Here is a 26,033-nt window from a genome sequence, read left to right on the forward strand (position 1 = left end):
TAGCCCTATCAAGCCTGGATGAGAATAATGCACACCAGAAGTTAAAGAAATCAAACGCAACGTTAATAAAGAGGTATTGATTCTTATGTTTGCAAGTCAGGAAGGTAAAAGCGTCCCACAGGTCACTTTCCATACACGTCAGGGCGACAGCTGGGTCGATGTTACAACTGACGAGCTGTTTAAGGGCAAAACCGTTATCGTATTTTCGCTGCCGGGCGCGTTCACCCCGACCTGTTCTTCCAGCCATCTGCCGCGCTATAACGAACTGGCGGGCGTCTTCGCTCAGCACGGCGTCGACAGTATCCTGTGCGTTTCCGTTAATGACACCTTCGTGATGAACGCATGGAAAGCCGATCAGCATGCGGACAACATCACCTTTATTCCAGACGGCAACGGTGATTTCACCCGCGGGATGGAGATGCTGGTTGAGAAAGCCGACTTAGGTTTTGGTCCGCGCTCATGGCGCTACTCTATGCTGGTGCGCGACGGCGTGGTGGCGAAAATGTTTGTTGAGCCGAACAAACCGGGCGACCCGTTTGAAGTCTCCGACGCTGACACCATGCTGCGTTACCTGGCGCCGGAATTTAAAGTGCAGGAATCCGTTTCTCTGTTTACCAAGCCGGGCTGCCCGTTCTGCACCAAAGCAAAACAGATGCTGCTCGATCGCGGCATTCAGTATGAAGAAATCGTACTGGGACAAGACGCCACTACTGTCAGCCTGCGCGCCATGACCGGCCGCGCGACCGTACCGCAGGTCTTTATCGGCGGACGTCATATCGGCGGCAGTGACGATCTGGAAAAATTCTTCCAGGTTGCTTAAGAATCCGGGAACCGGCTCCGTTACCCAGGCCGGTTTTCAGATGTGCCTATAAAAAGAAATATCTGAAGTCAGAGGTTGGCGGGCAAGAATGCCCGCCTTTTTTTATCCGCTTTTCACGCAAGGCTTAGCGTTGCTGTAGACGCTTTTTCGCCTCAGCTATCGCTGCCGTGACCTGCTGCGGCGCGACGCCGCCTTTGGCGTTACGTTTATCCAGGCAGGATTGCAGCGACAATACCGGATAGACATCCTGTCCGATAATCGGACTGAACTGTTGCAACTGCGTCAACGTTAACGCTTCCAGCGCCACGCCCTGATCGATGGCGGCGACAACCGCTTCGCCGACGATATGGTGCGCCTCGCGGAAGGGAACGCCTTTCGCCACCAGATAATCCGCCAGCTCCGTGGCGTTGGCGTAACCCTGCTCTGCTGCTTCCTGGCAGCGCGAACGCTTCACCTGAATGCCGTCCAGTACCAGCGCCGACATATGCAGGCAATCAAGCCAGGTGTCGAGCGCATCGAACAGCCCTTCTTTGTCTTCCTGCATATCTTTATTGTAGGCCAGCGGCAGCCCTTTCAGCGTCATCATCATGCCGGTCAGCGCGCCCTGCACCCGACCGCATTTGCCGCGAATCAGCTCCAGCGCGTCCGGGTTTTTCTTCTGCGGCATTAACGACGAGCCGGAAGTCACGCGATCGGAGAGCTCAACGAAGTTCGCTTCGCCGGTATTAAAGAAAATCAGATCTTCTGCAAAGCGGGAAAGGTGCACCATGCCGATAGCCGCATCGGAAAGCAGCTCCAGCGCATGATCGCGATCGGAAACGCTGTCCAGGCTGTTGCGTGTGGCGGAGGCGAAGCCCAGCCAGCCGGCCAGCTGCTCACGGTCGATCTCATAGGCGGTGCCGGCCAACGCGCCGCAGCCCAGCGGGCTGACGTCCAGGCGCTTCAGCGTATCTTCTAAACGGCTCTCATCGCGCGCCAGCATCTCGACATAAGCCAGACACCAGTGGGCGAACGTTACCGGCTGGGCGCGTTGCAGGTGCGTATAGCCCGGCATCACCGCGTCCTGATTCGCTTCCGCCGTCGCCACCAGCGCCTGTTGCAGCTCGCGCACCGCGCTCAACAGCAGCAGCACCTGCTCTTTGCACCACAATTTTAAATCGGTGGCGACCTGATCGTTACGGCTGCGCCCGGTATGCAGTTTCTTGCCCAGCGCGCCGACTTTATCGATCAGGCGCCCTTCCACCCAGCTATGAATATCTTCCGCATCGCTTGCCAGAATCTGCTGCGGATTCGCGCGCACTTCCTCCAGCAGCACGTTCAGCGCGGCTTCCAGCTGCAGCTGCTCATCCTGCGTCAGCACGTTTACGGTAACCAGCGCTTTCGACCAGGCGACGGAGCCGATAATATCCTGCTCCGCCAGGCGATAATCAAAGCGCAGCGAGTCGTTAAACTGTTTAAACCGTCCATCGGCCGCCTGTGTAAACCGTCCACCCCATAGTGCCATCTTCAATGCTCCTGAAATCTGTTGCGCGCAAGGCTCTGTCTGCTTGATTCAGGGCGGCGAAACAAACGCCGCCCCTGTGCGTTACTTCTTCTCGTTCAATGCGCGAATGCGTGAAGAGAGCGAGAACAGACGGATAAAGCCGCCCGCATGGCTGTGGTCGTACACTTCATCTTCGCCGAAGGTGGCGAATTCTTCGGAATAGAGGCTGTTGGCGGATTTTTTCTGAATCGCCGTGACCTGGCCTTTATAAAGTTGCAGCACCACTTCGCCGTTGACCTCAGCGGCCAGCGATTCTGCGGCGGCCTGCAGCGATTTGCGCAGCGGCGCGAACCAGCGGCCGTCATAAACCACATAGGACATCTCCAGGCCCAGTTGTTCGCGCCATTTGAAGCTGTCGCGATCCAGCACCAGCTGCTCTATCGCGCGCAGCGCGTTGACCATAATGGTGCCGCCAGGCGTTTCATAGCAGCCGCGCGATTTGATGCCTACCAGACGGTTTTCAACAATATCGATACGGCCCACGCCGTGCTTTGCGCCCAACGCGTTCAGTTTTTCCAGGCACTGGAACGGACTTAAGCGTTCGCCGTTTACCGCCACCACACAGCCTTTCTCTACCGTTACGGTAACCTGCTCCGGCTGATCCGGCGCTTCCAGCGGATCGACGGTCCAGACCCAGCAATCTTTATTCGGCGCGTTCCATGGGCTTTCCAGCACGCCGCCTTCCGTTGAGATATGCCACGCATTCTCGTCGCGGCTGTAGATTTTTTCCAGCGACGCGGTAGTCGGGATATTGCGCTCTTTCAGGTAGTCGAGCAGCGCTTCACGCGAGCGCAGGTTCCATTCACGCCACGGCGCCACCACTTTCAGGTGCGGCGCCAGCGCGGTATAGGTCGTTTCGAAACGCACCTGATCGTTGCCTTTGCCGGTGGCGCCGTGGCACAAGGCGTCAGCGCCGACCTTCAGCGCCAGCTCAACCTGGGCTTTGGCAATAATCGGACGCGCCATGGAAGTGCCCAGCAGATAAGTGCCCTCATACAGCGCGCCAGTTTGCAGCACCGGATAGACGTAGTCGCGGATAAATTCTTCACGCAGGTCGGCAATATGGCACTCAGATGCGCCGGATTGCAGCGCCTTCTTCTCCACGCCGACCAAATCTTCGCGATCCTGGCCGATATCGGCGACAAAGGCGACCACTTCACAGCCGTAGTTCTCTTTCAGCCATGGAATAATGGCTGAAGTGTCCAGACCGCCGGAATAAGCCAGAACGATTTTTTTGATGCCTTGGTTTTGCATTTCTTAATCCTTGAATGTGGTGGTGTTATGCGTGGATCCGGGTGCCAATCGACACGCCATTAAACAGAGAAGGAAGCTGCTCGGCATGGCGCCAGCTGGCGATATCTACCGGGCGGCCCAGCGTGCGCGCCGCGTCCAGCGCCGCATGCACTTTAACGATCATGCCGTCGGTAATGATGCCCTGGGCGATCAGCTGCTCCGCTTTCGCCGCGGTCATTTCCTCAATCCGCTGGCCTTTGCCGTCAAGAATGCCGCTGACGTCGGAGAGTAAAACCAGATCCGCGCCCAGCGTCGCCGCCAATGCTGTCGCCGCCTGGTCTGCGTTGACGTTCATTAGATCGCCCTGTTCAGTAATGCCGATTGAACTGACGACCGGCATATAGCCCGCCTGCAGCAGCGTATTCAGCAGCGCTGGCGAACCTGGCAGCGCATTGCCGACATGGCCCAGCTCCTCGTCAAACTGCGCGACATTGACCATACCGCCGTCGCCCAGGCAGAGACCGACCGCCTGGATATGATGTTTCTTCGCCCAGGCCATCAGCGTCTTGTTCGCCGTGCCCGCCAGCGCGCCGGTGATAATGTCGATCTGATCCGCAGGCGTCACGCGCAGGCCGTTCTTTTTCTTTACGGGCAGCGCCAGCTTTTTCATCAGCTCATCCACCAGGCAGCCGCCGCCGTGAACGATCACCAGCGGGCGCTGATGCGCTTCCCGGTAGGTCACCAGCGCATTAAACAGACGCGCCAGCGCTTCTTCGCTATCCAACAGCACGCCGCCCAGTTTGATAATCAATGGAGTGGTCATAATCTTCATCCGCTTAAATAAGTGACTGGGTTTCCGGGAAACCGAAACGAATATTGAGACACTGCACCGCCTGCGACGCTGCGCCTTTCAACAGGTTATCTTCCGCTGCGACCACGATCAGATGTTCATCCTGCAGCGCGAAGCCGATATCGCAGAACGGCAGCCCTACCACCGATTTCAGCGCCGGCACGCCCTGTTCATAGACGCGCACCAGCGGCTTATCCTGATAGGCGTTGTGAAACGCCTCCGCGATATCTTCCCGGCTGACGCCCGGCTGTAAACGGCAGGTAATGGTGGCGAGGATGCCGCGCGGGAAATTGCCGAGATGCGGGGTAAAGACCACCGGCACGCCGAGATGCGTCTCGATTTCCGGCCGATGACGATGGGTAAACAGGCCGTACGGCTGCAGGCTGACTTCGCAAAAGCTATTGTTCATTGTCGCCTTGCGCCCGGCGCCGCTCACGCCGCTGGTGGCGTTAATCACCGGCCACTGCGCCTCATTCAGCAGTCCCGCTTCGATCAGCGGCTTCAGCGCCAGCTGCGCGGCGGTGGGATAGCAACCGGGCACGGCGATCAGCTGCGCCTCTTTGATAGCGTCGTGCTGCCATTCCGCCAGGCCGTAAACCGCCTTTTCCAGCCATTCCGCATGCTGATGGCTGAAACCGTAGCAGCGTGAATAAAATTCAGGGTCGTTAACACGGAACGCGCCTGAAAGATCGAACACCACGCAGCCCGCCGCCAGAAACTGCGGCGCCAGGTCATGGCTGACTTCATGCGCAGTGGCGAGAAACACCACGTCCACTTTATCGGCATAAACAGCGACGTCGCTTAACGGCTCCAGCGGCAGATCGACCATGCCCTTCAGCTGCGGATGCAGGTCGGAAAGACGTTTTCCGGCATCCGGGCTTTGCGCTGAAACCGCTAAAGCGGTTATGTTCATATGCGGATGGCGATTCAGAAAGGTCGCCAGTTCAACCCCAGCGTAGCCGCTGGCACCAACAATCAGCGTATTCAACATCAGGCCGTCTACCTTATTACAGTCGTTCAGATCCGGTGTGCAGCCCTGTCGCCGCGCGCCCATGAAGTCTAACGTTAAATAGCGGGTTAATTTATTTCCCATCCCGCGCACGTTATTGTATTTTTATTCACTATTAATGCATGAATATTGATACATCCTAACTCAAGGACCGTCAACAGTGAAGACAAAATTACCGCCTTTTATCGAACTCTATCGCCAGCTGATCGCCACGCCGTCCATCAGCGCCACCGACAGCGCGCTCGATCAGAGCAATGAGAATTTAATCACCCTGCTGGCCGGCTGGTTCCGCGATCTCGGCTTCAGCGTGGAAGTGCAGCCGGTGCCAGGCACACGTCATAAATTCAACATGCTGGCCAAAAGCGGCGAAGGCGCAGGCGGTCTGCTGCTGGCGGGACATACCGACACGGTTCCCTTTGATGATGGCCGCTGGACGCGCGATCCCTTTACGCTCGCCGAACATGACAACAAACTCTACGGCTTAGGCACGGCGGATATGAAAGGCTTTTTCGCCTTTATCCTTGATACGCTGCGCGACACCGATATTACGAAGCTGAAGAAGCCCCTCTATATTCTTGCCACGGCGGATGAAGAAACGACAATGGCAGGCGCCAAATATTTCGCTGAATCCGCCACGCTGCGACCGGATTGCGCGATTATCGGCGAGCCGACTTCGCTGAAGCCGGTGCGGGCGCATAAAGGACATTTGTCTAACGCCATTCGCGTGCAGGGGCAGTCGGGGCACTCCAGCGATCCCGCGCGCGGCGTGAACGCGATCGAGCTGATGCACGAGGCGATCGGCCACCTGATGCAGCTGCGCAATACGCTGAAAGAGCGCTATCATCATGACGGCTTCGCCATTCCTTATCCCACGATGAACTTCGGCCATATCCACGGCGGCGATGCGGCGAACCGTATCTGCGCCTGCTGCGAACTGCATATGGATATTCGTCCGCTGCCGGGACTGACGCTGAGTGATTTAGACGCCTTACTGAATGAGGCGCTGGAGCCGGTCAGCGCGCGCTGGCCAGGCCGCCTGACCGTCGCGGAACTGCATCCGCCGATTCCGGGATACGAATGCCCGCACGATCATCAGCTGGTGCAGGTAGTGGAAAAACTGCTCGGCACGCCGACGGAGGTAGTGAACTACTGCACCGAAGCGCCGTTTATTCAGCAGCTCTGTCCAACGCTGGTATTGGGCCCAGGCTCGATTAACCAGGCGCATCAGCCGGATGAGTTTATCGATACGGCATTCATTAAGCCGACTCGCTTGCTGATTGGACAACTGGTTAACCATTTCTGTTACTGATGTGCAGCATTTAGGGCAATTCACTGCTAAAGCGTTAAATTGCCCCAGCAAAGTTCCAACTTTGCTGATAAGAATAACTTATCCCACTTCAGTCTTGTTAAATTTCTTAAATTACTGCGACTTAACGACATTACGCGCCACGTTCTGCGCAATTGACGAATGGGCAGTTACATGGCTAGATAAAAGGCGGCGTTACGCCCGCAAGGGTAAAAATTAAAAGACAAGAAGGGTGTCAGGGGTCATATGAACGAACAATATTCCGCAATGCGAAGTAATGTCAGTATGCTCGGCAAACTGCTCGGGATACGATTAAGGATGCGCTGGGAGAAAACATCCTTGATCGGGTGGAAACCATCCGCAAACTCTCTAAGTCATCCCGCGCGGGAAACGATGCTCATCGCCAGGAGCTGCTTACCACGCTGCAAAATCTCTCTAATGATGAACTTCTGCCGGTCGCGCGCGCCTTTAGCCAGTTCCTCAATCTGACCAACGTCGCCGAACAGTACCAGACCATTTCGCCGCACGGCGAAGGCGCCAATCATCCTGAATTGATGAAAAAAGCGTTCGAGCGTCTTAAGCAGCAGCCCGATCTGAATGAATCCAATATCCGCGAAGCCATCGAATCCCTTTCGCTGGAACTGGTTCTGACCGCTCACCCCACCGAAATTACACGCCGCACCCTGATTCATAAACTGGTTGAGGTAAATACCTGCTTAAAGCAGCTCGACCATAACGATATTTCCGACTACGAGCGCAACCAAATCATGCGCCGTTTGCGTCAGCTGGTGGCTCAGGCCTGGCATACCGACGAAATCCGCAAGTATCGCCCCTCTCCCGTCGACGAAGCCAAATGGGGCTTTGCGGTGGTGGAAAACAGCCTGTGGGATGGCGTGCCTGGTTTTTTGCGCGAACTGAACGAGCAGGTTGAAGAAAGCTTCGGCTATACGCTGCCGGTCGATTTCGTGCCGGTGCAGTTCACCTCCTGGATGGGCGGCGACCGTGACGGCAACCCGAACGTCACCGCCAGCATTACCCGTCACGTTCTGCAGCTGAGCCGCTGGAAAGCGACCGACCTTTTCCTGCGCGATATTGGCGTGCTGATTTCCGAGCTGTCGATGTCGGAATGTACCGATGAACTGCGCGAGCTGTGCGGCGATCCGCAGGCGCAGGAGCCTTACCGTGAAATTCTGAAACGTCTGCGCACGCAGCTGATGACTACGCAGTCTTATCTGGAGCGCCGGCTGAAAGGCGAACGTCTGCCGCGCCCGGAAGGGCTGCTGATCTCGAACGATCAGCTGTGGGAGCCGCTTTATGCCTGTTATCAGTCGTTACAGGCGTGCGGCATGGGCATTATCGCTAACGGGCAACTGCTTGATACGCTGCGCCGGGTAAAATGTTTCGGCGTGCCGCTGGTGCGCATCGACCTGCGTCAGGAAAGCACCCGTCACACCGAAGCGATCGCCGAGATAACGCGCTATCTGGGGCTGGGCGATTATGAGAGCTGGTCCGAAGCGGACAAGCAGGCTTTCCTGATCCGCGAGCTGAACTCCAAACGGCCGCTGCTGCCGCGCCAGTGGGAACCCAGCGAGGAAACGCGCGAGGTGCTGGATACCTGTCGCGTCGCCGCTGAAGCGCCGCGCGGTTCTATCGCCGCCTATGTTATCTCAATGGCGAAAACGCCGTCTGACGTGCTGGCGGTTCACCTGCTGCTCAAAGAGGCGGGCATTCCGTTCGCGCTGCCGGTTGCGCCGCTGTTTGAAACCCTTGATGACCTGAATAACGCCAATGATGTGATGTCGCAGCTGCTCAACATCGACTGGTATCGCGGCTTTATCCAGGGCAAGCAGATGGTAATGATCGGCTATTCCGATTCGGCCAAAGACGCAGGCGTGATGGCGGCTTCCTGGGCGCAGTATCAGGCGCAGGACGCGTTAATCAAGACCTGCGAAAAGGCGGGCATTGCGCTGACCCTGTTCCACGGCCGCGGCGGCACTATCGGTCGCGGCGGCGCGCCTGCGCAGGCGGCGCTGCTTTCACAGCCGCCGGGCAGTCTGAAAGGCGGCCTGCGCGTTACCGAGCAGGGAGAGATGATCCGCTTTAAATATGGTCTGCCGGAGGTGGCAATCGCCAGCCTGTCGCTCTATACCAGCGCCATTCTGGAAGCCAACCTGCTGCCGCCGCCGGAGCCGAAAAGCGAATGGCGCAGCATTATGGATCAGCTTTCCGACGTCTCCTGCGGCATTTACCGCGGCTACGTGCGTGAAAATCCTGATTTCGTTCCCTACTTCCGCTCCGCCACGCCGGAACAGGAGCTGGGTAAGCTGCCGTTGGGCTCGCGGCCAGCCAAGCGCCGGCCAAGCGGCGGCGTCGAATCGCTGCGCGCCATTCCCTGGATCTTCGCCTGGACGCAAAACCGTCTGATGCTGCCCGCCTGGCTGGGCGCCGGTGCGGCGCTGCAGCAGGCGATGGACGAAGGCCATCGGGATCAGCTGGAGGCGATGTGTCGCGACTGGCCCTTCTTCTCTACCCGCCTCGGCATGCTGGAGATGGTCTTTTCCAAAGCAGATTTATGGCTGGCTGAATATTATGACCAGCGTCTGGTCGACGTTTCACTGTGGCCGCTGGGCAAGCAGCTGCGCGATCGTCTGGAAGCGGACATTAAAGCGGTGCTGACTATCGCCAATGATGCGCATCTGATGGCGGACGAGCCCTGGATTGCAGAATCTATCGCTCTGCGCAACGTCTATACCGACCCGCTTAACGTACTGCAGGCTGAGCTGCTACACCGCTCCCGCGCGCAGGAAGCACGTGGTGAAGAGGTGGATCCGCGCGTTGAACAGGCGCTGATGGTGACCATCGCCGGCGTCGCCGCCGGTATGCGCAACACCGGTTAATCATGGCCGAACGGTTCATGCCCTACGGGGCATGAACTTTTTTAACGCGCCGCCTCATTGATGGGCGACCAGCTAAACCAGTAATCCAGCACCCTGACGCCGTACTGATTTACTTCTTCGATCACCTCAATGCGATCCATCCCGCGTTGATGATGCGTATCCATCCACGCTTTGCTGCTGCAAAACTCAATCCAGCGTTGCAGATGTTGATCTTTTATTTTCAATCCCATTTCGCAGCGGGACGATTTGCCGCGCGACGGTCCCGGAAAAGAGACGGTAAAGTCGGTGCGGTATTGCAAACGCTGATGCGGAAGGTAACGCACCAGGGCGCTGGGGATCTGCAGAGAGAAGATGGCGATCATAAAAGCGCTGGTGCCAAAGAGTTTAAGCAGCTTTCGCCCGGTGAAACGCGAGCGGCGGAATAGCCAGCCTGCGCCCGCGATCGGCAGCGCGCCCGTCAGGCCGCAAATCGCGGCGACGCGAAAAGGCAGATCCGGATCGGCCAGGAAGACCTGACGGGAAAGATTGCTCCAGTAGGTCATGACAATAAAGGGCAGCAGAAGCAGAGCAACAGTCATCAGGCAGCCCTTAACGCCGCGCTGCCTCACGCCATCGATAAATCTTTGGAGAACCACGAGAAACCTTCCCTGTTATGGAAGGCGGAATAATAACCAATATGCCGCGCCTCGGGAAGCGCGGCGTTGATATCAGGCCACCAGCGCCGCAGCAGGGCGCACGCCCAGCGTATGGCAAATGGCATAGCTCATTTCGGCACGGTTCAGCGTATAGAAGTGAAAATCTTTTACGCCCTCGCGGCTGAGAATTTTCACCATATCCATCGCCACGTTGGCGCCTACCATTTTGCGCGTTTCCGGATCGTCATCCAGACCTTCGAACATGCTGTTCATCCAGCCGGGAACCCGCACATTGGTCATCGCCGCAAAGCGCTGCAGCTGTTTGAAGTTAGAGACCGGCAAAATGCCCGGCACAATCTCGACGTCGATGCCGGTCGCTACACAGCGATCGCGAAAGCGCAGGTAGCTCTCCACATCAAAAAAGAACTGGGTAATCGCCCGGTTGGCCCCGGCGTCAATTTTGCGCTTCAGGTTAATTAAGTCAGCCTGCGCGCTTTTCGCCTCAGGGTGCACTTCCGGGTAGGCGGCGACAGAAATATCAAATTCCCCGACCTCTTTCAGCAGCGCAACCAAGTCGGCGGCGTACATATCCGGCTTGCCGCTGCCCGGCGGCAGATCGCCACGCAGCGCGACGATATGGCGGATGCCGTTGTTCCAGTAATCCTGCGCAATGATGCGCAGCTCGTCGCGGGAGGCGTCAACGCAGGTTAAATGCGGGGCCGCTTCCAGCCCGGTACGCTCTTTGATGCCTTTGATAATCGAGTGGGTGCGATCGCGCTCACCCGAGTTGGCGCCATAGGTAACAGAAACAAATTTGGGTTTCAGACTGCTAAGGCGATCGATAGAATTCCAGAGCGTTTCTTCCATTTCACTGGTGCGCGGCGGAAAAAACTCAAAGGAAACGTTAATACGCCCGTTCAGTTCTGCCAGGCTTTGGTTCAGCGCTTCGCGCTGGTTGGCGTGAAAGAAACTCATATCCACTCTACCTTTTTAAATTTTTATTTTCGTCATCAATGAACATCTATACATTTAGACGTCCAGATGTTCAAAATGAACGATTCTGGTTAAAGCGTCAACAAAAAATTAAGTTCAGAAGGGTGATAAAAATTCATTCAAGATGAAGACGCTTCATGTTGGTAACAAAAAGGGTGGCCTAAGCCACCCTGGAATTTTTGCATGTGTAAAGCGCGGTTACAGCAGCTGCGCCAGTCGGTTGATATCAGACTGGATAGCGCCTGCGGTAACGTCCCGTCCGGCGCCCGGCCCGCGGATCACCAGCGGATTATCGCGATACCACCGGCTTTCAATAGCGAATACGTTGTCGCAGGGCAACAGCGCCGCCAGCGGATGCTCAGGCCGCACCGCCTCAATGCCGACGCGCGCTTTGCCGTTGGCGTCGAAACGCGCCACATAGCGCAACAGCAGCCCCATTTCCTGCGCCGCCTCCAGACGCTGCAGCATCTGCTCGTTGAGCGCCTCGCTGTTTTCGAAAAAGTGATCGATGGAGCCGCTTTCGCAACCCGACGGCACCAGCGATTCGACGCGCACCTGATCCGGCTCGATGTCATATCCTGCTTCACGCGCCAGGATGACCAGTTTGCGCATCACATCCTGGCCGGAAAGATCGACGCGCGGGTCGGGCTCGGTCAACCCCTGCTGCCATGCCTGATCGACCAGCTCGCTAAACGGCACCGTGCCGTCAAACTGCAGGAACAGCCAGGAGAGCGTGCCAGAGAAAATGCCGCTGATGGAGAGAATGCTGTCGCCGCTCTCGCGCAGGTCGCGCACCGTATGGTTGACCGGCAGACCGGCGCCCACTGTAGCGTTATAGAGCCAGTGACGGTCGGTTTTGGCGAAGGCGTCGCGGATCTGCCGCCAGCGATAGCTGTCTGATGCGCCAGCCACCTTGTTGGCGCTAATCACGTGGAAACCGTGGCTGGCAAAATCGAGATACTGTCCGGCCAGCGCCTCGCTGGCGGTCACGTCCAGCACGACTAAATCATCGTAAGGATGCGCACGCATCCACAGGAAAAGCGACTCTTCATCCTGCGCCACCGCTTCATCCTCAAAGAACGCCAAAGCACGGCTGGCGTCGAGGCCGTCATAGCTCAGCAGGCTGCGACGGCTGTCCACCACGCCCGCCAGCACAAATTCGAAGCCGGTGCGGGCAGAAAGGCTTTTCTGCTCGCGGGCGAACAGCTCCAGCCAGCGCGAGCCGATATTGCCTTTGCCGAACAGCATCAGGCCAATGCGTTTTTCCGCGCGGAACAGCGACTGATGCAGCCCCTGCACCAGATGCTGCGTCGGACCGACGCGCAGTACGGCGACCAGGCTGATGCCCTCTTCCGACTGCCAGATAAACTCCACTGGCTGATCCTTGATCTGCTGCCAGAAGCGGTGACTGTGCAGCGGATTGCGGCTAACGCCGGCGCCGACCAGCGCCACCAGCGCCAGCCCCTCGCGCAGCTGTAAATGACCCGGCAGACCCGCGTCCTGTAGCAGCTCAAACGCGCTGTTGACCACTTCTGAGGTGTAGCAAAGCTGTAACAGGCTGCGATCGCTGTGTACGCCGGTCGCCAGCGGGCGGATCTGCGCGCGCTTTAGCAGATGATCGACCTCTTTATGCAACGTTGCAAAATCATGCTGCGGCGGCACTTCAATTTCAATCAGGCAGACATCGTCATGGCTGGTGACAATCCGGGCGCCGGTGCCAGAAGCCAGCACGCGCTCAATGCGCGTTGAACCCTGCTCCGGCTGGTAGCTACAACGCAGCTGTAAATCGATATCGCTGTTGGAAACCGGTTGCAGCGTGCGGGCATGCAGCACCGGCGCGGCCAGGCGCGCCAGCTCGCTCGCTTCATCCAGACGCAGCAGCGGTAACAGGCAGGCGTCTTTTACTTTGCGCGGGTCGGCGCTGTAAACGCCAGCGACGTCGCTCCAGATGGTGACGCGGCTGACGCCTGCCAGCGCGCCAATCTGCGTGGCGGAGTAGTCGGAACCATTGCGCCCCAGCAGGACGGTTTCGCCCGCCTCGTTGCGGCAGATAAAGCCGGTGACCACCAGACGTTGATGCGCATGCTGTGCCATCAGCTGCTGCAACAGTGGCCAGGATTTGCCTTCATCCACCTGCGGCTGCGCCGCCCGCTCGGCGCGCAGAAATTCGCGCGCGTCCAGCCAGCACGCTTCCAAATCACGCTGTTGCAGCACCGCCGCCATCAGGCGCGCGGACCAGACTTCGCCATGACCGACCACTTCGGCATAAACCGCGTCGGTTATTTTGCCGTCCAGCAGCCCGGCCAGGTACTCCAGATCCTGAATAAACCGCGCCAGCAGAGGCTGCGCCAGATCCGGCGGCAGCAGACCGTTAATCAGATCGGACTGATAGCGGCGCAAGCTCTGCTGCACCTGATGTGCCGACAGCCGATCGCTCTGACTGAGCTTCAGCCAGCTAATCAGTTGATTGGTGGTGCTGCCAGCGGCGGAAACCACCATCAAATCGCCTGGCTGGCTGTAATCGGCCATAATGCCCGCGACGCGCTGATAACAACTGACATCGGCAAGGCTGCTGCCGCCAAATTTATGCAGCTGTCTGCTGGTTTGCGCGCCCGCTGCGGCTGAAATACTCATCTCTTAACCCTCGGCTGCCACCCGGAATGCATTATCCAGATCGGCGATTAAATCTTCATGATCCTCGATCCCTACCGACACGCGCAGCAATGTATCGGAGATGCCCGCTTCTGCGCGCGCTTCCGCCGACATCCCGGCATGAGTCATGGTGGCGGTATGGGAAATCAGGCTTTCTACTCCACCCAGCGATTCCGCCAGGGTAAACAGCTCCAGCGCCTTCAGAAAACGACGCAGGCACGCCTCGTCGCCATCAATTTCAAAACTTAACATGGCGCCGAAGCCGCGCTGTTGACGCACAGCATACTGGTGTCCGGCGTTTTCCGGCAAAGAAGGATGATACAGCTTTTTTACCAGCGGCTGTTGCTTCAGATACTCGACAAGCGCCAGCGCGTTACGCTGCGCCGCCGCCATACGCGGACCAAGCGTGCGCATGCCGCGCAGCAGCAGATAGCTGTCGAACGCCGAGCCGGTTACGCCGATATTGTTGGCCCACCAGGCCAGCTCGGTCGCCGTCGCCGCTTCTTTAGCGATAACCGCGCCGGCCACTACGTCGGAATGGCCGTTCAGGTATTTAGTGCAGGAGTGCACGACCAGATCGGCGCCCAGTGCCAGTGGATTTTGCAGCGCTGGACTCAGGAAAGTATTGTCCACCACGCTGACTGCGCCGACGGCGCGCGCCGCTTCACAGATGGCGGCGATGTCTACCACACGCAGCAGCGGATTGCTGGGGCTTTCCACCAGCACCAGCTTCGGCTTTTCCGCCAGCGCCGCTTGCAACGCCTGGGCGTCGCCCTGATCGACGAATTTCACACGGTAGATGCCGCGTTTGCTCTGGCTGTCAAACAGACGATAGCTGCCGCCATAGCAGTCGTGCGGCGCCACCAGCAGATCGCCAGGCTTCAGGAACAGTGTACAAACCAGATGGATTGCGGACATGCCGGTATTGGTCATCACCGCCCCAGCGCCGCCTTCCAGTTCCGCCAGCGCCCGCTGTACGACATCGCGCGTCGGATTACCGCGACGTGAGTAGTCATGGGCGCGCGGCTGGTTAAAGTCGGTGAAGTTATAGGTGCTGGAGAGGTGGATCGGCGGGACAACGCAGCCATATTGCTCGTCATCATTCAAACCGCTGCGTACTGCGATGGTTGCCTGTTTACGCGTCATGGTGCTTACTGTTCCTGAAAGGCTTGAAAGAAGGCTAACAGGATAGCATTACGTATCTGGACGTCAATACATCTGGACATCTAAATGTCTTTGCGTATAGATTGAGCAAAAGCGCAATAACCGCTAAAATTGCAGGCGATTGCTCCCGCAGTCAGGCGTCTGACCTAAACGGCAAAGTTACGTAGTAAATGCTGACTTTGATTAGTGAGACGCGGAAAGATCGGGCATAATTGGCTGATTTCCGGCACTTTCACTTTTATTAATTAAGGTAACTCATGGCTGAATGGAATGGCGAATATATCAGCCCTTATGCTGAGCATGGTAAGAAGAGCGAGCAGGTCAAAAAAATTACCGTGTCTATTCCGCTGAAAGTATTAAAAATTCTGACAGATGAGCGTACGCGTCGTCAGGTAAATAACTTGCGTCACGCCACCAACAGCGAACTGCTGTGCGAAGCGTTTCTGCACGCCTTTACCGGCCAGCCGCTGCCGGACGATGTTGATCTGCGTAAAGAGCGCAGCGATGAGATCCCGGAAGAGGCGAAGAAGATTATGCGTGAGCTGGGTAAAGACCCGGATACATGGGAATATTAATCCGTCTGTTTTGCCCATAAAAAAACCCAGCCGAAGCTGGGTTTTTCTTGCATCCGCTCCGTCGAAAAACGGTCGCGTCTGCCGGGAAACTTATTTGCTGCCCGGGATGCTGAAGCGTTTGTTGAAGCGCTCAACACGACCACCGGTATCAACAACACGCTGTTTGCCGGTGTAGAACGGGTGGCATTTACCGCACACGTCCAGGTTCAGATCGTGACCCACGGTAGAGCGGGTTTTGATCACATTACCGCAAGAACAAGTTGCAGTAATTTCAACATATTTAGGATGAATACCTTGTTTCATGGGATAACCTCAGTAAAGGCCGTGTCGCTCTCCCGCGCCAGGTAAAACCTGCGCCGGCACCACACGCGGATTAAAAATTCTGGTGATTTTTGATGCGCTGTTTTGCACCAAAGGCGGCGAACTATACAGAAAATAACCGGCTGATGCAATCGAATCCGCACAATGATGGCGACACAGTGTACACTACGCCGTCCAACTCTTTTTACGGATAACGTCATGCCCGTTGCTCAGGTCGCGCTGCCCGTTCCGCTCGCACGCCGGTTCGATTATCTGCTCCCCGCCCATTTGCGCCCCGTTGTCGGCGGGCGCGTGCGCGTGCCTTTCGGCAACCGCAAGGCGATCGGCGTCGTTGTGGGATTCAGCGAGCAAAGCGATCTGCCGGAAGCCCAGCTGAAAAACGTGCTGGAAGTCATCGACGACGAATCCCTGTTTCCCCCGTCTCTCTGGCGCATCCTGCACTGGGCCGCTGATTACTATCACTATCCGCTGGGCGAAGTGCTTTTTCACGCCCTGCCGGTGCTGCTGCGTCAGGGAAAGCCGGCGCAGGAAGCGCCGCTCTGGCAATGGTTTATTACCGAACTGGGGCGCGAAACCGCGCCGGAAAGCCTGAAGCGCGCGCCGAAACAGCAGCAGGCGCTGGCGATTCTGCGCCAGCAGCCGCTTTATCGACACGAGATCGCGCAGCATGATCTGGCCGATCAGGCGCTGCAGGCATTACGGGCGAAAGGGCTTTGCGATCTGCGCGAGCATCTGCCCGCACGTGAAGACTGGCGCGCCAGCTTTAGCATCAACGGCGAGCGGCTGCGGCTGAATACCGAACAGGCGATGGCGGTCGGCGCTATCCGCAGCGAGGATGAGGAGTTCGCGCCCTGGCTGCTGGCGGGCATTACCGGTTCCGGCAAAACGGAAGTTTATCTCAGCGTACTGGAAAATGTGCTGAGCCGCGGCCGACAGGCGCTGGTGCTGGTGCCGGAAATCGGGCTGACGCCGCAAACTATCGCGCGTTTCCGCGCGCGCTTCAATGCGCCCATCGACGTGCTGCATTCCGGCCTCAACGACAGCGAACGCATGGCCGTCTGGCTGCGCGCGCGTCAGGGAGAAAACGCCATCGTCATCGGCACCCGATCCGCGCTGTTTACGCCCTTTGCCCGTCCAGGCGTCATTATTATCGATGAAGAACACGACAGCTCTTATAAACAGCAGGAAGGCTGGCGCTACCATGCGCGCGATCTCGCCGTATTCCGCGCGCGCGAAGAAAATATTCCCATCGTGATGGGTTCAGCCACGCCTGCGCTGGAAACGCTGCATAACGTACAGAGCGGCAAGTATCGTCAGCTCAACCTGAGCAAACGCGCCGGCAACGCTCGCCAGGCGACGCAGCAGCTGATCGATCTCAAAGGCGTTCAGCTGCAGGGCGGTCTTTCTCCGGCGCTGATCCAGCGCATGCGTCAGCATCTGCAGGCGGATAACCAGGTGCTGCTGTTTCTTAACCGCCGCGGCTTTTCGCCCGCGCTGCTGTGCCACGACTGTGGCTGGATAGCCGAATGCCAGCGCTGCGATCACTACTACACGCTGCATCAGCAACAGCGCCAGCTACGCTGCCACCACTGCGACAGCCAGCGGCCGGTGCCGCGCCAGTGCCCGCAGTGCGGCTCCACGCATCTGGTGCCGGTGGGATTAGGCACCGAGCAGCTGGAGCATAATCTGCAAACGCTGTTTCCCGGCGTGCCGCTGTCGCGCATCGACCGCGACACCACCAGCCGCAAAGGCGCGCTGGAGCAGCATCTGGCCGACGTGTTTCGCGGCGGCGCGCGTATTCTGATCGGCACGCAAATGCTGGCGAAGGGCCATCATTTTCCTGATGTGACGCTGGTGTCGCTGCTGGATGTGGACGGCGCGCTGTTCTCCGCTGACTTTCGCGCCGCCGAACGTTTTGCCCAGCTCTATATTCAGGTGGCTGGCCGCGCCGGCCGCGCCGGTAAGCAAGGCGAAGTGCTGTTGCAAACTCATCACCCGGAACACCCGCTGTTGCAAATATTGCTGCATCAGGGGTATGACGCCTTCGCTGCTCAGACGCTAAGTGAACGCAGAAGCGTTCAGCTGCCGCCTTTTACTAGTCACGCCCTGTTTCGCGCGGAAGATCATGATAACCAGCAGGCCGCCGCGTTCCTGCATCAGCTGCGCAATTTGCTGGAGGCGAGCCCGCTGCGCGACGAGGCGCTGTGGATCATGGGCCCGGTGCCGGCGTTGCAGGCAAAACGCGGCGGGCGCTATCGCTGGCAATTGCTGCTTCAGCACCCTGCCCGTCTGCGGCTGCAACAGCTGCTGAAAACGACGATGCCGTTGATCTCTACGCTGCCGCTATCGCGGAAGGTGAAATGGACGCTCGACGTCGATCCGACGGAAAGCTAAAGACGGCTAACGCAAAGGTTTGCGAGCTGGATCTAAAAACGTCGAATAAGTCACACTTTTCATGCAAATTGAGTAACGGCGCCTTCTGCAATCTGATAAAAATGTGATGAACGTCAGCTTTGACCGCAACAGGCGCAGCATGACGAAACATGGCAAATAGTCGGGCCGGTACAACCCGTGCGAGGAGGAAAGCGTTGGAGCAGAACCAGGAGTCGACGGCAGCTACGATGAAACATGTGGCTGAACGTGCGGGAGTCTCAACCGCCACCGTATCCCGCGCGCTGATGAATCCAGAAAAGGTCTCAGCGGCGACCCGCCAGAAAGTAGAACAGGCGGTTATTGACGTCGGCTACTCTCCGCATGCCCTGGCGCGCAATGCTAAGCGCAGCGAATCACGCACCATTCTGGTAATTGTCCCCGATATCTGCGATCCCTTTTTCAGTGAAATTATCCGCGGCGTGGAAGTGACCGCGGCGGCGGAAGGCTATCTGGTACTGATTGGCGACTGCGCTCATCAGAATCAGCAGGAAAAAACCTTTCTCAGTCTGATGCTGACGCGCCAGATCGACGGCATGGTGCTGCTTGGTTCGCAGGTGCCCTTCGATACTGGCGTTGAAGAACAACGCAACCTGCCGCCGATGGTGATGGCGAACGAATTTGCGCCGGATTTGGAACTGCCGACGGTCCATATCGATAACCTGACGGCGGCTTTCGAAGCGGTGAATCACCTCTGGCAACTTGGGCATCGCCGCATCGCCTGCATTGCCGGGCCAGAAGAGATGCCGCTCAGTCACTACCGTTTGCAGGGCTACATTCAGGCGCTGCGTCGCCACGGACAAGAAGTAGAGCCGCGCTATATCGTCCGCGGCGATTTTACCTTTGAAGCGGGCGCCGCGGCCTTCAAGCGTCTGATGGCATTGCCGAAGCCGCCTGAGGCGCTGTTTTGCCATAACGACATTATGGCGCTGGGCGCGATGTCGCAGGCGAAAAGCATGGGGCTGCGTATTCCTCAGGATCTCTCGCTGGTGGGTTTTGATGATATTGAACTCGCCCGCTACAGCGATCCGCCGCTGACTACGGTGGCGCAGCCACGCTTTGCGCTGGGGCGGGAAGCGATGCTGCTGCTGCTGGAGCAGCTGCAGGGGAAAATCGTCCGCAACGGCTCGCGTCTGCTGGAGTTTGAATTAAAACTGCGCGGAAGCACAATACACGCCAGCTAAGCCGGAAAATGCCGTGTATCAGGCAATTTCAGCAGATTCTTAAACGACTCCCTGCTGGTCAAACTTCCAGCCCTTGAGTAACATGGCGGGCTGACAGCCGGATAGCTGCGCCGCCGCCCTCACTCAGCGCCCTCTTATCCGGCAGGCATTTTCTTCTTTGAATTAGCGGAACGATTAGTGGCACAAAAAGATTATGTAGGCCGCGGGCGTTCGACAGGGACGCGTCGCAAGAAAAGCAATAGCCGCAGCAAAAAGCGCAATGGCAGCTCCGGTGTTTCTAAAATTATGATAGGGCTGGCGGTTGCGGTGCTGGTGACTTTTGTTGGCGGGCTGTGGTTTATCGCTCACCATAAAAAAGAAGAAACGCCTGTTATCCCCGATCATAAAGTCAGCGGCAACGGTTTGCCGCCTAAACCGGAAGAGCGCTGGAAATATATCAAAGAGCTGGAAAACCGGCAGATCGGCGTACCGGTGCCGAAAGAACCGTCCGCCGGCGGGGAAGTCCATTCTCAGACGCAGCTTACCGATGAACAGCGCCAGCTGCTTGAGCAGATGCAGGCCGATATGCGTCAGGCGCCAACGCAGCTGAACGAAGTGCCGTGGAACGAACAGACGCCGGTGCAGCGTCAGCAGACGCTACAGCGTCAACAGCAGCAACAGATGCAACAACAGCGCGCCCAGCAACAGCTGGAGTTGCAGCAGCAACAGCAAATGCAGCAGCAGCGCGTCCTACAGCAACAACAGCGCGCACAACAGCAGCAGTTACAACAGCAGCGTGCTCAGCAGCAATATAATCCGCCTGCGCAAACGCAGCATATGCTGCCGCAAAACGCGCCGAAAACGCAGGATAACAACCGGGTTAAACAGCAGGAGACGGCGAAAGCCAAAGCGGTGGAAAAAGAGAAGTCTCAGCGCTGGATGGTGCAATGCGGCTCCTTTAAAGGCAGCGATCAGGCGGAATCGGTGCGCGCGCAGCTGGCGTTTGAAGGCTTTGAAAGCCGCATCACCAGCGGTGGCGGCTGGAACCGCGTGGTTATCGGTCCGTACAACAGCCGCGCCAGCGCCGACAGCACATTAAAACGCCTGCGCAGCGCCGGTCACTCCAGCTGCATTCCTCTCGCTCTTGGGGGTTGAAACCCTCTAAACCTGCCCCATATCTTGTTGCATTAGGCTCCGCGTCACGCTGCGCGGAGCTCTTTTTCCACTGTAACAAGGGGTCTGCCCGTGACAACGATAGTAAGTGTACGACGCAACGGCCAGGTAGTAATTGGCGGTGATGGCCAGGCTACGCTCGGTAATACCGTAATGAAAGGCAACGTCAAAAAAGTGCGTCGTCTCTACCATGACAAAGTGATTGCAGGTTTTGCCGGCGGCACCGCAGATGCTTTTACCCTGTTCGAACTGTTTGAACGTAAGCTGGAAATGCATCAGGGCCACCTGGTCAAAGCCGCGGTGGAACTGGCTAAAGACTGGCGCACCGACCGTATGCTGCGCAAGCTTGAAGCGCTGCTGGCGGTGGCGGATGAAAACGCGTCCCTGATTATCACCGGCAACGGCGATGTCATTCAGCCTGAAAACGATCTGATCGCTATCGGTTCCGGCGGTCCGTATGCCCAGGCCGCCGCCCGCGCGCTGCTGGAAAACACCGAGCTGAGCGCGCGCGACATTACTGAAAAAGCGTTGGGTATCGCAGGTGACATCTGCATCTACACCAACCACAATCTGACTATTGAAGAATTAGCGTCCAAAGCGTAAGGATCGAAATTATGTCTGAAATGACTCCGCGCGAGATTGTCAGCGAACTGAACAGGTTTATCATCGGCCAGGATGGCGCCAAGCGAGCTGTGGCGATCGCCCTGCGCAACCGCTGGCGTCGTATGCAGCTGGAAGAAGATCTGCGCCATGAAGTTACGCCTAAAAACATTCTGATGATCGGCCCAACCGGCGTGGGTAAAACTGAAATCGCCCGTCGTCTGGCCAAGCTGGCAAACGCGCCTTTTATTAAGGTTGAAGCGACCAAGTTCACCGAAGTCGGCTACGTCGGTAAAGAAGTGGATTCCATTATCCGCGATCTGACCGATGCGGCGATGAAAATGGTGCGCATGCAGGCGATTGAAAAAAATCGCTACCGCGCCGAAGAGATGGCGGAAGAACGTATTCTTGACGTGCTGATCCCGCCAGCGAAAAACAACTGGGGCCAGCCGGAGCAAAGCGCCGAGCCGTCCGCAGCCCGCCAGTCGTTCCGTAAAAAGCTGCGCGAAGGCCAGCTGGACGACAAAGAGATTGAAATCAATCTGGCCGCCGCGCCGATGGGCGTTGAAATTATGGCGCCTCCGGGCATGGAAGAGATGACCAGCCAGCTGCAGTCGATGTTCCAGAACCTGGGCGGTCAGAAGCAGAAGCCGCGCAAGCTGAAGATCAAAGATGCGATGAAGCTGCTGATCGAAGAAGAAGCGGCCAAGCTGGTTAACCCGGAAGAGCTGAAGCAGGAAGCAATCGACGCCGTCGAACAGCACGGCATCGTATTTATCGATGAGATCGATAAAATCTGTAAGCGCGGCGAGACCTCCGGCCCGGACGTTTCACGTGAAGGCGTACAGCGCGATCTGCTGCCGCTGGTGGAGGGCTGCACCGTCTCCACCAAGCACGGCATGGTGAAAACAGACCATATTCTGTTTATCGCCTCCGGCGCTTTCCAGGTCGCCAGCCCGTCAGACCTCATCCCGGAACTGCAGGGTCGTCTGCCGATCCGCGTTGAGCTGCAGGCGCTGACCGTCAATGATTTCGAGCGCATCCTGACCGAGCCCAACGCTTCTGTGACCGTACAGTACAAGGCGCTGATGGCGACCGAAGGCGTTAATATCAGCTTTACTGACGATGGCATCCGCCGTATCGCCGAAGCCGCCTGGCAGGTTAACGAAACCACGGAAAATATCGGCGCGCGTCGTCTGCACACCGTACTGGAACGTCTGATGGAGGATATCTCCTATGACGCCAGCGACCGCAGCGGCGACAGCATTACCATTGACGCCAATTATGTGTCTCAACATCTGGATGAGCTGGTGGCGGACGAAGATCTCAGCCGCTTCATTCTGTAACCGGCGGCTTTATCTTTCTAAGGAGGCTTCGGCCTCCTTTTTTATGACCGCTTTTTAACCCTCCTGCAATTTGACGAAGATTAAGGCGTCTGACAGGGTGCCGCCGTAGACTTCATCTACCCCTTTTTAATTAGAGTCGGCTGCGGTTACGCTTATGGAATATATTCAACGAATAACCACCTTTCATTTCCGGGGCTGGCTGGAAAGCCTGCGTTTGCGCACGCTGCCGCTGGCGTTCGCGTCTATTCTGACCGGCTCGGCGCTGGCGTGGTGGCAGGGTCAGTTCAGCCTGACCGTCGCCCTGCTCTGTTTCCTGACCAGCGGTCTGTTACAGGTGCTCTCTAATCTGGCCAATGACTACGGCGACGCGGTGAAAGGCAGCGACGGCAGCAACCGCCTCGGCCCGCTGCGCGGCATTCAAAAGGGCGCCATCACGCTGTTGCAGCTGCGCGCGGGCATTATCGCGGTGACCGGACTGGCGCTGATTTGCGGCGGCGTGCTGATCCGCTACGCGTGCCATACCATCGGCGACGTAGTGAGTTTTCTGCTGCTGGGCGCGCTGGCCGTCATTGCGGCGATTGCCTACACCGTCGGCAAAAAGCCTTACGGCTATCTTGGGCTGGGCGATCTCTCGGTGCTGATCTTCTTCGGCTGGCTGGGCGTCAGCGGCAGCTTCTATCTGCAAAGCCACAGCGTTCAGCCGTTAGTGCTGCTGCCCGCCACCGCCTGCGGCCTGTTGGCGGCGGCGGTGTTGAATATCAATAATTTGCGCGACATAGAAACGGATCGGCAGTGCGGCAAAATGACGCTGGCAGTACGGCTGGGCGCAGACAATGCGCGACGCTACCATCTGCTGCTGCTGAGCGGCGCGCTGCTCTGTTTCGCCGCGTTTGCGTGGACCGGTCAGCACGGCTGGGGACGCTGGCTATTTTTGCTGACCGCTCCGCTGTTCTGGCGCCAGGGCCTCTATATTTTTCGTGAAAAGTCCCCCGGCGCCATGCGGCCGATGCTGGAGAAGACGGTAAAGGCGGCGCTGTTAGCTAACGTGCTGTTTTCTCTTGGCGTACTGCTTTGATCGTCTTATAGCTGATATAACGCAATTTTTGCGGGTTGATGATTTTGCCAACAACTTGAATAAAGCGATATACTTACCGCTCCTGTGGCAAACAGACGAAAATCCTATGAAATACGACACTTCCGAACTCTGCGACATCTACCACGAAGATGTAAACGTGGTTGAACCGCTCTTCTCCAATTTTGGGGGTCGCACCTCGTTTGGCGGCCAAATCACGACGGTAAAATGTTTCGAGGACAACGGCCTGTTATACGATCTGCTGGAAGAAAATGGCCGGGGTCGTGTGCTGCTGGTAGATGGCGGCGGTTCGGTGCGGCGCGCGCTGGTAGATGCGGCGCTGGCTCAGCTGGCGGTGCAGAACGAATGGGAAGGTATCGTCGTATACGGCTCCGTGCGTCAGGTCGATGACCTGGAAGAGCTGGATATCGGCATTCAGGCGATTGCGGCGATCCCCGCAGGCGCGGCGGGCGAAGGCATTGGCGAAAGCGACGTGCGCGTCAACTTCGGCGGCGTCACCTTTTTCTCTGGCGACCATTTATACGCCGATAACACTGGAATTATTCTGTCAGAAGATCCGCTGGATATTGAATAGCGCTGAATGTGATGCTCTTGCGCTGAGGCGCGAAGAATCACGTCAGCAAAAACGGGTGCCTGGGCACCCGTTTTTTATGGTTGATGAAAGCAGCATCCCAACGGATTACACTTCTTCCATCTTACCTAACAAAGCCCGCAGGCGATCCTGCCACTGCGTTTGCTCTTCTTTCAGCTGCTGGTTTTCACGAACCAGCGCTTCGCTGTTTCCCGAGGCCTGCTGTACCTCATGCTTCAGAGTATTGTTCTGCTCTTTCAGCTCTTCGATTTCCATCTGCAGCAAGGTGATGGTATCAATCGCCTGCTGTACTTTCGCTTCCAGTTTCTCGAATACTTCAAATGACATTCTATGACTTCTCCTAATCGCAAGGCGTTGATGATGCCAGCCGCAGACGACGAGACATCACAAAACTCCGTTAAAAACCGTAACACACCGATTGTAAGTAGCCGCACAGCCCAAGTCCAGCGGCGAACGGCGGTGAAGCGCAGTCTGTAACAATTTTCAGCTTATGCCGAAAGCGTTCAGGGCGCCGAATGGCCGATAATCGCGCTTTTGTTAATAAAATGAGCGTAACGCGATGCTTCCGGCGCCAAAAATGATGTTTAAGGAACAGCAAAAGACGCGAAAACGCGCATTTTTTTGATGGAGCACACAGATTTCAATTTCGCTATTTCTCGTTTATGCGCGTTAACGATAAATTTACAACAGCCCCACATTTGTTCGGGCGGTTCAATGGAATGAAAACAACGATTGATAAAATTTAACCTCGCCTTCAGGAATTTCATTATGAGTCAGACAGCAACTAGCACACTTAAAGGTCAGTGCATTGCCGAATTTCTCGGAACCGGCATGATCATCTTCTTCGGCGCTGGCTGTGTTGCCGCAATGAAGTTGGCTGGCGCCGCGTTCGGTCAGTGGGAAATCTGCATTATCTGGGGCCTGGCTGTTTCCATGGCTGCCTATATGACAGCGGGCGTTTCAGGCGCGCACCTGAACCCAGCCGTTACCGTCGCGCTTTGTCTTTTCGCCAACTTTGAAGGGCGTAAAGTCGTGCCTTACATTGTGGCGCAGGTAGCTGGCGCATTTAGCGCCGCAGCGCTGGTTTACGGGCTCTACTACAACCTGTTTATCGACTATGAAGCCAGCCATCAGCTGGTGCGCGGCAGCGTGGAAAGCCTTGATCTGGCCGGTATCTTCTCGACCTATCCTAACCCGCATATCAGCGTAGGTCAGGCGTTTTTAGTCGAGATGGTGATTACCGCCGTTCTGATGTCGGTGATTATGGCATTGACCGATGACGGCAACGGCGTGCCGCGCGGCCCGCTGGCCCCGCTGCTTATCGGTCTGCTGGTTGCCGTTATCGGCGGCGCGATGGGACCGCTAACCGGCTTCGCCCTGAACCCGGCGCGCGACTTCGGCCCGAAAATTTTTGCCTGGATGGCAGGCTGGGGCAGCGTCGCCTTTACCGGCGCGCGTGATATCCCTTATTTCCTCGTGCCGATTTTTGGCCCGCTGGTCGGTGCCTGTCTTGGCGCATGGGGATATCGCTCACTGATTTGCCGTCACCTGCCCTGTAACCTTAACGTGACGCAAAAAACCGAAGCCGATAAGCCCGTCGCGCGAGCTGAACAGCGTAAAGCGTAACCGTGTTCAATC

The 26,033-nt window shown here is 57.3% G+C and carries 21 protein-coding genes and 1 pseudogene; 12 read left to right on the forward strand and 10 right to left on the reverse strand.

Annotation, left to right across the window (positions count from 1 at the left end; genetic code table 11):
• Positions 1-85: 85 nt before the first annotated feature.
• Positions 86-820 carry a redoxin family protein gene (locus tag C2E16_RS19960; RefSeq protein WP_038629028.1) on the forward strand — a complete coding sequence of 245 codons (735 nt, stop codon included), beginning with the start codon at positions 86-88 and terminating at the stop codon, positions 818-820.
• Between the two features lie 124 nt (positions 821-944).
• Here the strand turns inward: C2E16_RS19960 and argH are convergent, their stop codons facing one another.
• From argH to argC, 4 genes are all read right to left on the reverse strand, one after another.
• The gene (argH, locus tag C2E16_RS19965; RefSeq protein ID WP_084969906.1) at positions 945-2,324 is read right to left on the reverse strand and encodes an argininosuccinate lyase; all 1,380 of its coding nucleotides are present in this window, start codon (positions 2,322-2,324) and stop codon (positions 945-947) included.
• An 81-nt stretch (positions 2,325-2,405) separates the two neighbouring features.
• Positions 2,406-3,617 (reverse strand): argininosuccinate synthase, encoded by a 1,212-nt coding sequence (locus tag C2E16_RS19970; protein ID WP_038629031.1) that lies wholly within the window; start codon positions 3,615-3,617, stop codon positions 2,406-2,408.
• 25 nt (positions 3,618-3,642) lie between these two features.
• Entirely contained in the window at positions 3,643-4,419 is a 777-nt protein-coding gene (gene argB / locus C2E16_RS19975) for an acetylglutamate kinase (protein ID WP_084969909.1), read from the reverse strand.
• 13 nt (positions 4,420-4,432) lie between these two features.
• Positions 4,433-5,437, reverse strand: a complete 1,005-nt coding sequence (gene argC / locus C2E16_RS19980; RefSeq protein WP_084969908.1) for an N-acetyl-gamma-glutamyl-phosphate reductase — start codon at positions 5,435-5,437, stop codon at positions 4,433-4,435.
• 178 nt (positions 5,438-5,615) lie between these two features.
• Between argC and argE the strand changes: the two genes are divergently transcribed.
• Together argE and ppc are read left to right on the forward strand one after the other, a co-directional pair.
• A complete protein-coding gene (gene argE / locus C2E16_RS19985) occupies positions 5,616-6,764 on the forward strand; it encodes an acetylornithine deacetylase (RefSeq protein WP_084969905.1) in 1,149 nt (382 codons plus the stop codon).
• A gap of 243 nt (positions 6,765-7,007) precedes the next feature.
• Positions 7,008-9,658: pseudogene (ppc, locus tag C2E16_RS19990) on the forward strand (phosphoenolpyruvate carboxylase).
• Positions 9,659-9,699: 41 nt separating this feature from the next.
• Here ppc and C2E16_RS19995 read toward each other — a convergent pair.
• The 4 genes from C2E16_RS19995 to metB all read right to left on the reverse strand — a co-directional run bounded on the left by C2E16_RS19995 (position 9,700) and on the right by metB (position 15,084).
• Positions 9,700-10,236, reverse strand: coding sequence for a hypothetical protein (locus C2E16_RS19995; protein ID WP_133052037.1), 537 nt, complete (start codon positions 10,234-10,236; stop codon positions 9,700-9,702).
• 129 nt (positions 10,237-10,365) lie between these two features.
• Complete coding sequence (metF, locus tag C2E16_RS20000) at positions 10,366-11,268, reverse strand: methylenetetrahydrofolate reductase (protein ID WP_038629038.1); 903 nt, start codon at positions 11,266-11,268, stop codon at positions 10,366-10,368.
• Between the two features lie 216 nt (positions 11,269-11,484).
• Positions 11,485-13,920 (reverse strand): bifunctional aspartate kinase/homoserine dehydrogenase II, encoded by a 2,436-nt coding sequence (locus C2E16_RS20005; protein WP_038629039.1) that lies wholly within the window; start codon positions 13,918-13,920, stop codon positions 11,485-11,487.
• Between the two features lie 3 nt (positions 13,921-13,923).
• Positions 13,924-15,084, reverse strand: a complete 1,161-nt coding sequence (gene metB, locus C2E16_RS20010) for a cystathionine gamma-synthase (protein WP_038629041.1) — start codon at positions 15,082-15,084, stop codon at positions 13,924-13,926.
• A gap of 275 nt (positions 15,085-15,359) precedes the next feature.
• Between metB and metJ the strand changes: the two genes are divergently transcribed.
• Positions 15,360-15,677: a met regulon transcriptional regulator MetJ gene (gene metJ, locus C2E16_RS20015; protein ID WP_038629044.1), complete on the forward strand. Its 318-nt coding sequence runs from the start codon at positions 15,360-15,362 to the stop codon at positions 15,675-15,677.
• Positions 15,678-15,767: 90 nt separating this feature from the next.
• Here metJ and rpmE read toward each other — a convergent pair whose 3' ends face one another.
• Positions 15,768-15,980 (reverse strand): 50S ribosomal protein L31, encoded by a 213-nt coding sequence (rpmE, locus tag C2E16_RS20020; protein ID WP_038629045.1) that lies wholly within the window; start codon positions 15,978-15,980, stop codon positions 15,768-15,770.
• 216 nt (positions 15,981-16,196) lie between these two features.
• Between rpmE and priA the strand changes: the two genes are divergently transcribed.
• From priA to rraA, 7 genes are all read left to right on the forward strand, one after another.
• Positions 16,197-18,392, forward strand: a complete 2,196-nt coding sequence (priA, locus tag C2E16_RS20025) for a primosomal protein N' (protein WP_038629047.1) — start codon at positions 16,197-16,199, stop codon at positions 18,390-18,392.
• A gap of 194 nt (positions 18,393-18,586) precedes the next feature.
• On the forward strand, positions 18,587-19,612 hold the full coding sequence (gene cytR / locus C2E16_RS20030; protein WP_084969903.1) for a DNA-binding transcriptional regulator CytR: 1,026 nt from the start codon (positions 18,587-18,589) through the stop codon (positions 19,610-19,612).
• Positions 19,613-19,789: 177 nt separating this feature from the next.
• A complete protein-coding gene (gene ftsN, locus C2E16_RS20035) occupies positions 19,790-20,746 on the forward strand; it encodes a cell division protein FtsN (RefSeq protein WP_038629051.1) in 957 nt (318 codons plus the stop codon).
• A gap of 90 nt (positions 20,747-20,836) precedes the next feature.
• Positions 20,837-21,367, forward strand: a complete 531-nt coding sequence (gene hslV / locus C2E16_RS20040; protein WP_038629052.1) for an ATP-dependent protease subunit HslV — start codon at positions 20,837-20,839, stop codon at positions 21,365-21,367.
• Positions 21,368-21,378: 11 nt separating this feature from the next.
• Entirely contained in the window at positions 21,379-22,710 is a 1,332-nt protein-coding gene (gene hslU, locus C2E16_RS20045; protein WP_038629053.1) for an HslU--HslV peptidase ATPase subunit, read from the forward strand.
• Positions 22,711-22,864: 154 nt separating this feature from the next.
• Complete coding sequence (locus C2E16_RS20050; RefSeq protein WP_084969902.1) at positions 22,865-23,785, forward strand: 1,4-dihydroxy-2-naphthoate polyprenyltransferase; 921 nt, start codon at positions 22,865-22,867, stop codon at positions 23,783-23,785.
• Between the two features lie 106 nt (positions 23,786-23,891).
• A complete protein-coding gene (rraA, locus tag C2E16_RS20055; protein ID WP_038629056.1) occupies positions 23,892-24,377 on the forward strand; it encodes a ribonuclease E activity regulator RraA in 486 nt (161 codons plus the stop codon).
• Between the two features lie 105 nt (positions 24,378-24,482).
• On the opposite strand, the gene zapB is transcribed toward rraA, so the two are convergent.
• Positions 24,483-24,722, reverse strand: a complete 240-nt coding sequence (zapB, locus tag C2E16_RS20060) for a cell division protein ZapB (RefSeq protein ID WP_038629057.1) — start codon at positions 24,720-24,722, stop codon at positions 24,483-24,485.
• A gap of 441 nt (positions 24,723-25,163) precedes the next feature.
• On the opposite strand from zapB, the gene C2E16_RS20065 reads away from it, so the two are divergent.
• Entirely contained in the window at positions 25,164-26,021 is an 858-nt protein-coding gene (locus C2E16_RS20065) for an MIP/aquaporin family protein (protein WP_084969901.1), read from the forward strand.
• Positions 26,022-26,033 lie beyond the last annotated feature (12 nt).

The organism is Mixta calida, from assembly GCF_002953215.1.
In the GTDB taxonomy this organism is placed as follows: Bacteria; Pseudomonadota; Gammaproteobacteria; order Enterobacterales; family Enterobacteriaceae; genus Mixta; species Mixta calida.

Excerpts from the sequence above, each read along its gene's own strand:
- C2E16_RS19960 (WP_038629028.1), top strand. The coding sequence starts at position 86 with ATGTTTGCAAGTCAGGAAGGTAAAAGCGTCCCACAGGTCACTTTCCAT.
- argH (WP_084969906.1), bottom strand. The coding sequence starts at position 2,324 with ATGGCACTATGGGGTGGACGGTTTACACAGGCGGCCGATGGACGGTTT.
- C2E16_RS19970 (WP_038629031.1), bottom strand. The coding sequence starts at position 3,617 with ATGCAAAACCAAGGCATCAAAAAAATCGTTCTGGCTTATTCCGGCGGT.
- argB (WP_084969909.1), bottom strand. The coding sequence starts at position 4,419 with ATGACCACTCCATTGATTATCAAACTGGGCGGCGTGCTGTTGGATAGC.
- argC (WP_084969908.1), bottom strand. The coding sequence starts at position 5,437 with ATGTTGAATACGCTGATTGTTGGTGCCAGCGGCTACGCTGGGGTTGAA.
- C2E16_RS19995 (WP_133052037.1), bottom strand. The coding sequence starts at position 10,236 with ATGACTGTTGCTCTGCTTCTGCTGCCCTTTATTGTCATGACCTACTGG.
- metF (WP_038629038.1), bottom strand. The coding sequence starts at position 11,268 with ATGAGTTTCTTTCACGCCAACCAGCGCGAAGCGCTGAACCAAAGCCTG.
- C2E16_RS20005 (WP_038629039.1), bottom strand. The coding sequence starts at position 13,920 with ATGAGTATTTCAGCCGCAGCGGGCGCGCAAACCAGCAGACAGCTGCAT.
- metB (WP_038629041.1), bottom strand. The coding sequence starts at position 15,084 with ATGACGCGTAAACAGGCAACCATCGCAGTACGCAGCGGTTTGAATGAT.
- metJ (WP_038629044.1), top strand. The coding sequence starts at position 15,360 with ATGGCTGAATGGAATGGCGAATATATCAGCCCTTATGCTGAGCATGGT.
- rpmE (WP_038629045.1), bottom strand. The coding sequence starts at position 15,980 with ATGAAACAAGGTATTCATCCTAAATATGTTGAAATTACTGCAACTTGT.
- priA (WP_038629047.1), top strand. The coding sequence starts at position 16,197 with ATGCCCGTTGCTCAGGTCGCGCTGCCCGTTCCGCTCGCACGCCGGTTC.
- hslU (WP_038629053.1), top strand. The coding sequence starts at position 21,379 with ATGTCTGAAATGACTCCGCGCGAGATTGTCAGCGAACTGAACAGGTTT.
- C2E16_RS20050 (WP_084969902.1), top strand. The coding sequence starts at position 22,865 with ATGGAATATATTCAACGAATAACCACCTTTCATTTCCGGGGCTGGCTG.
- rraA (WP_038629056.1), top strand. The coding sequence starts at position 23,892 with ATGAAATACGACACTTCCGAACTCTGCGACATCTACCACGAAGATGTA.
- zapB (WP_038629057.1), bottom strand. The coding sequence starts at position 24,722 with ATGTCATTTGAAGTATTCGAGAAACTGGAAGCGAAAGTACAGCAGGCG.
- C2E16_RS20065 (WP_084969901.1), top strand. The coding sequence starts at position 25,164 with ATGAGTCAGACAGCAACTAGCACACTTAAAGGTCAGTGCATTGCCGAA.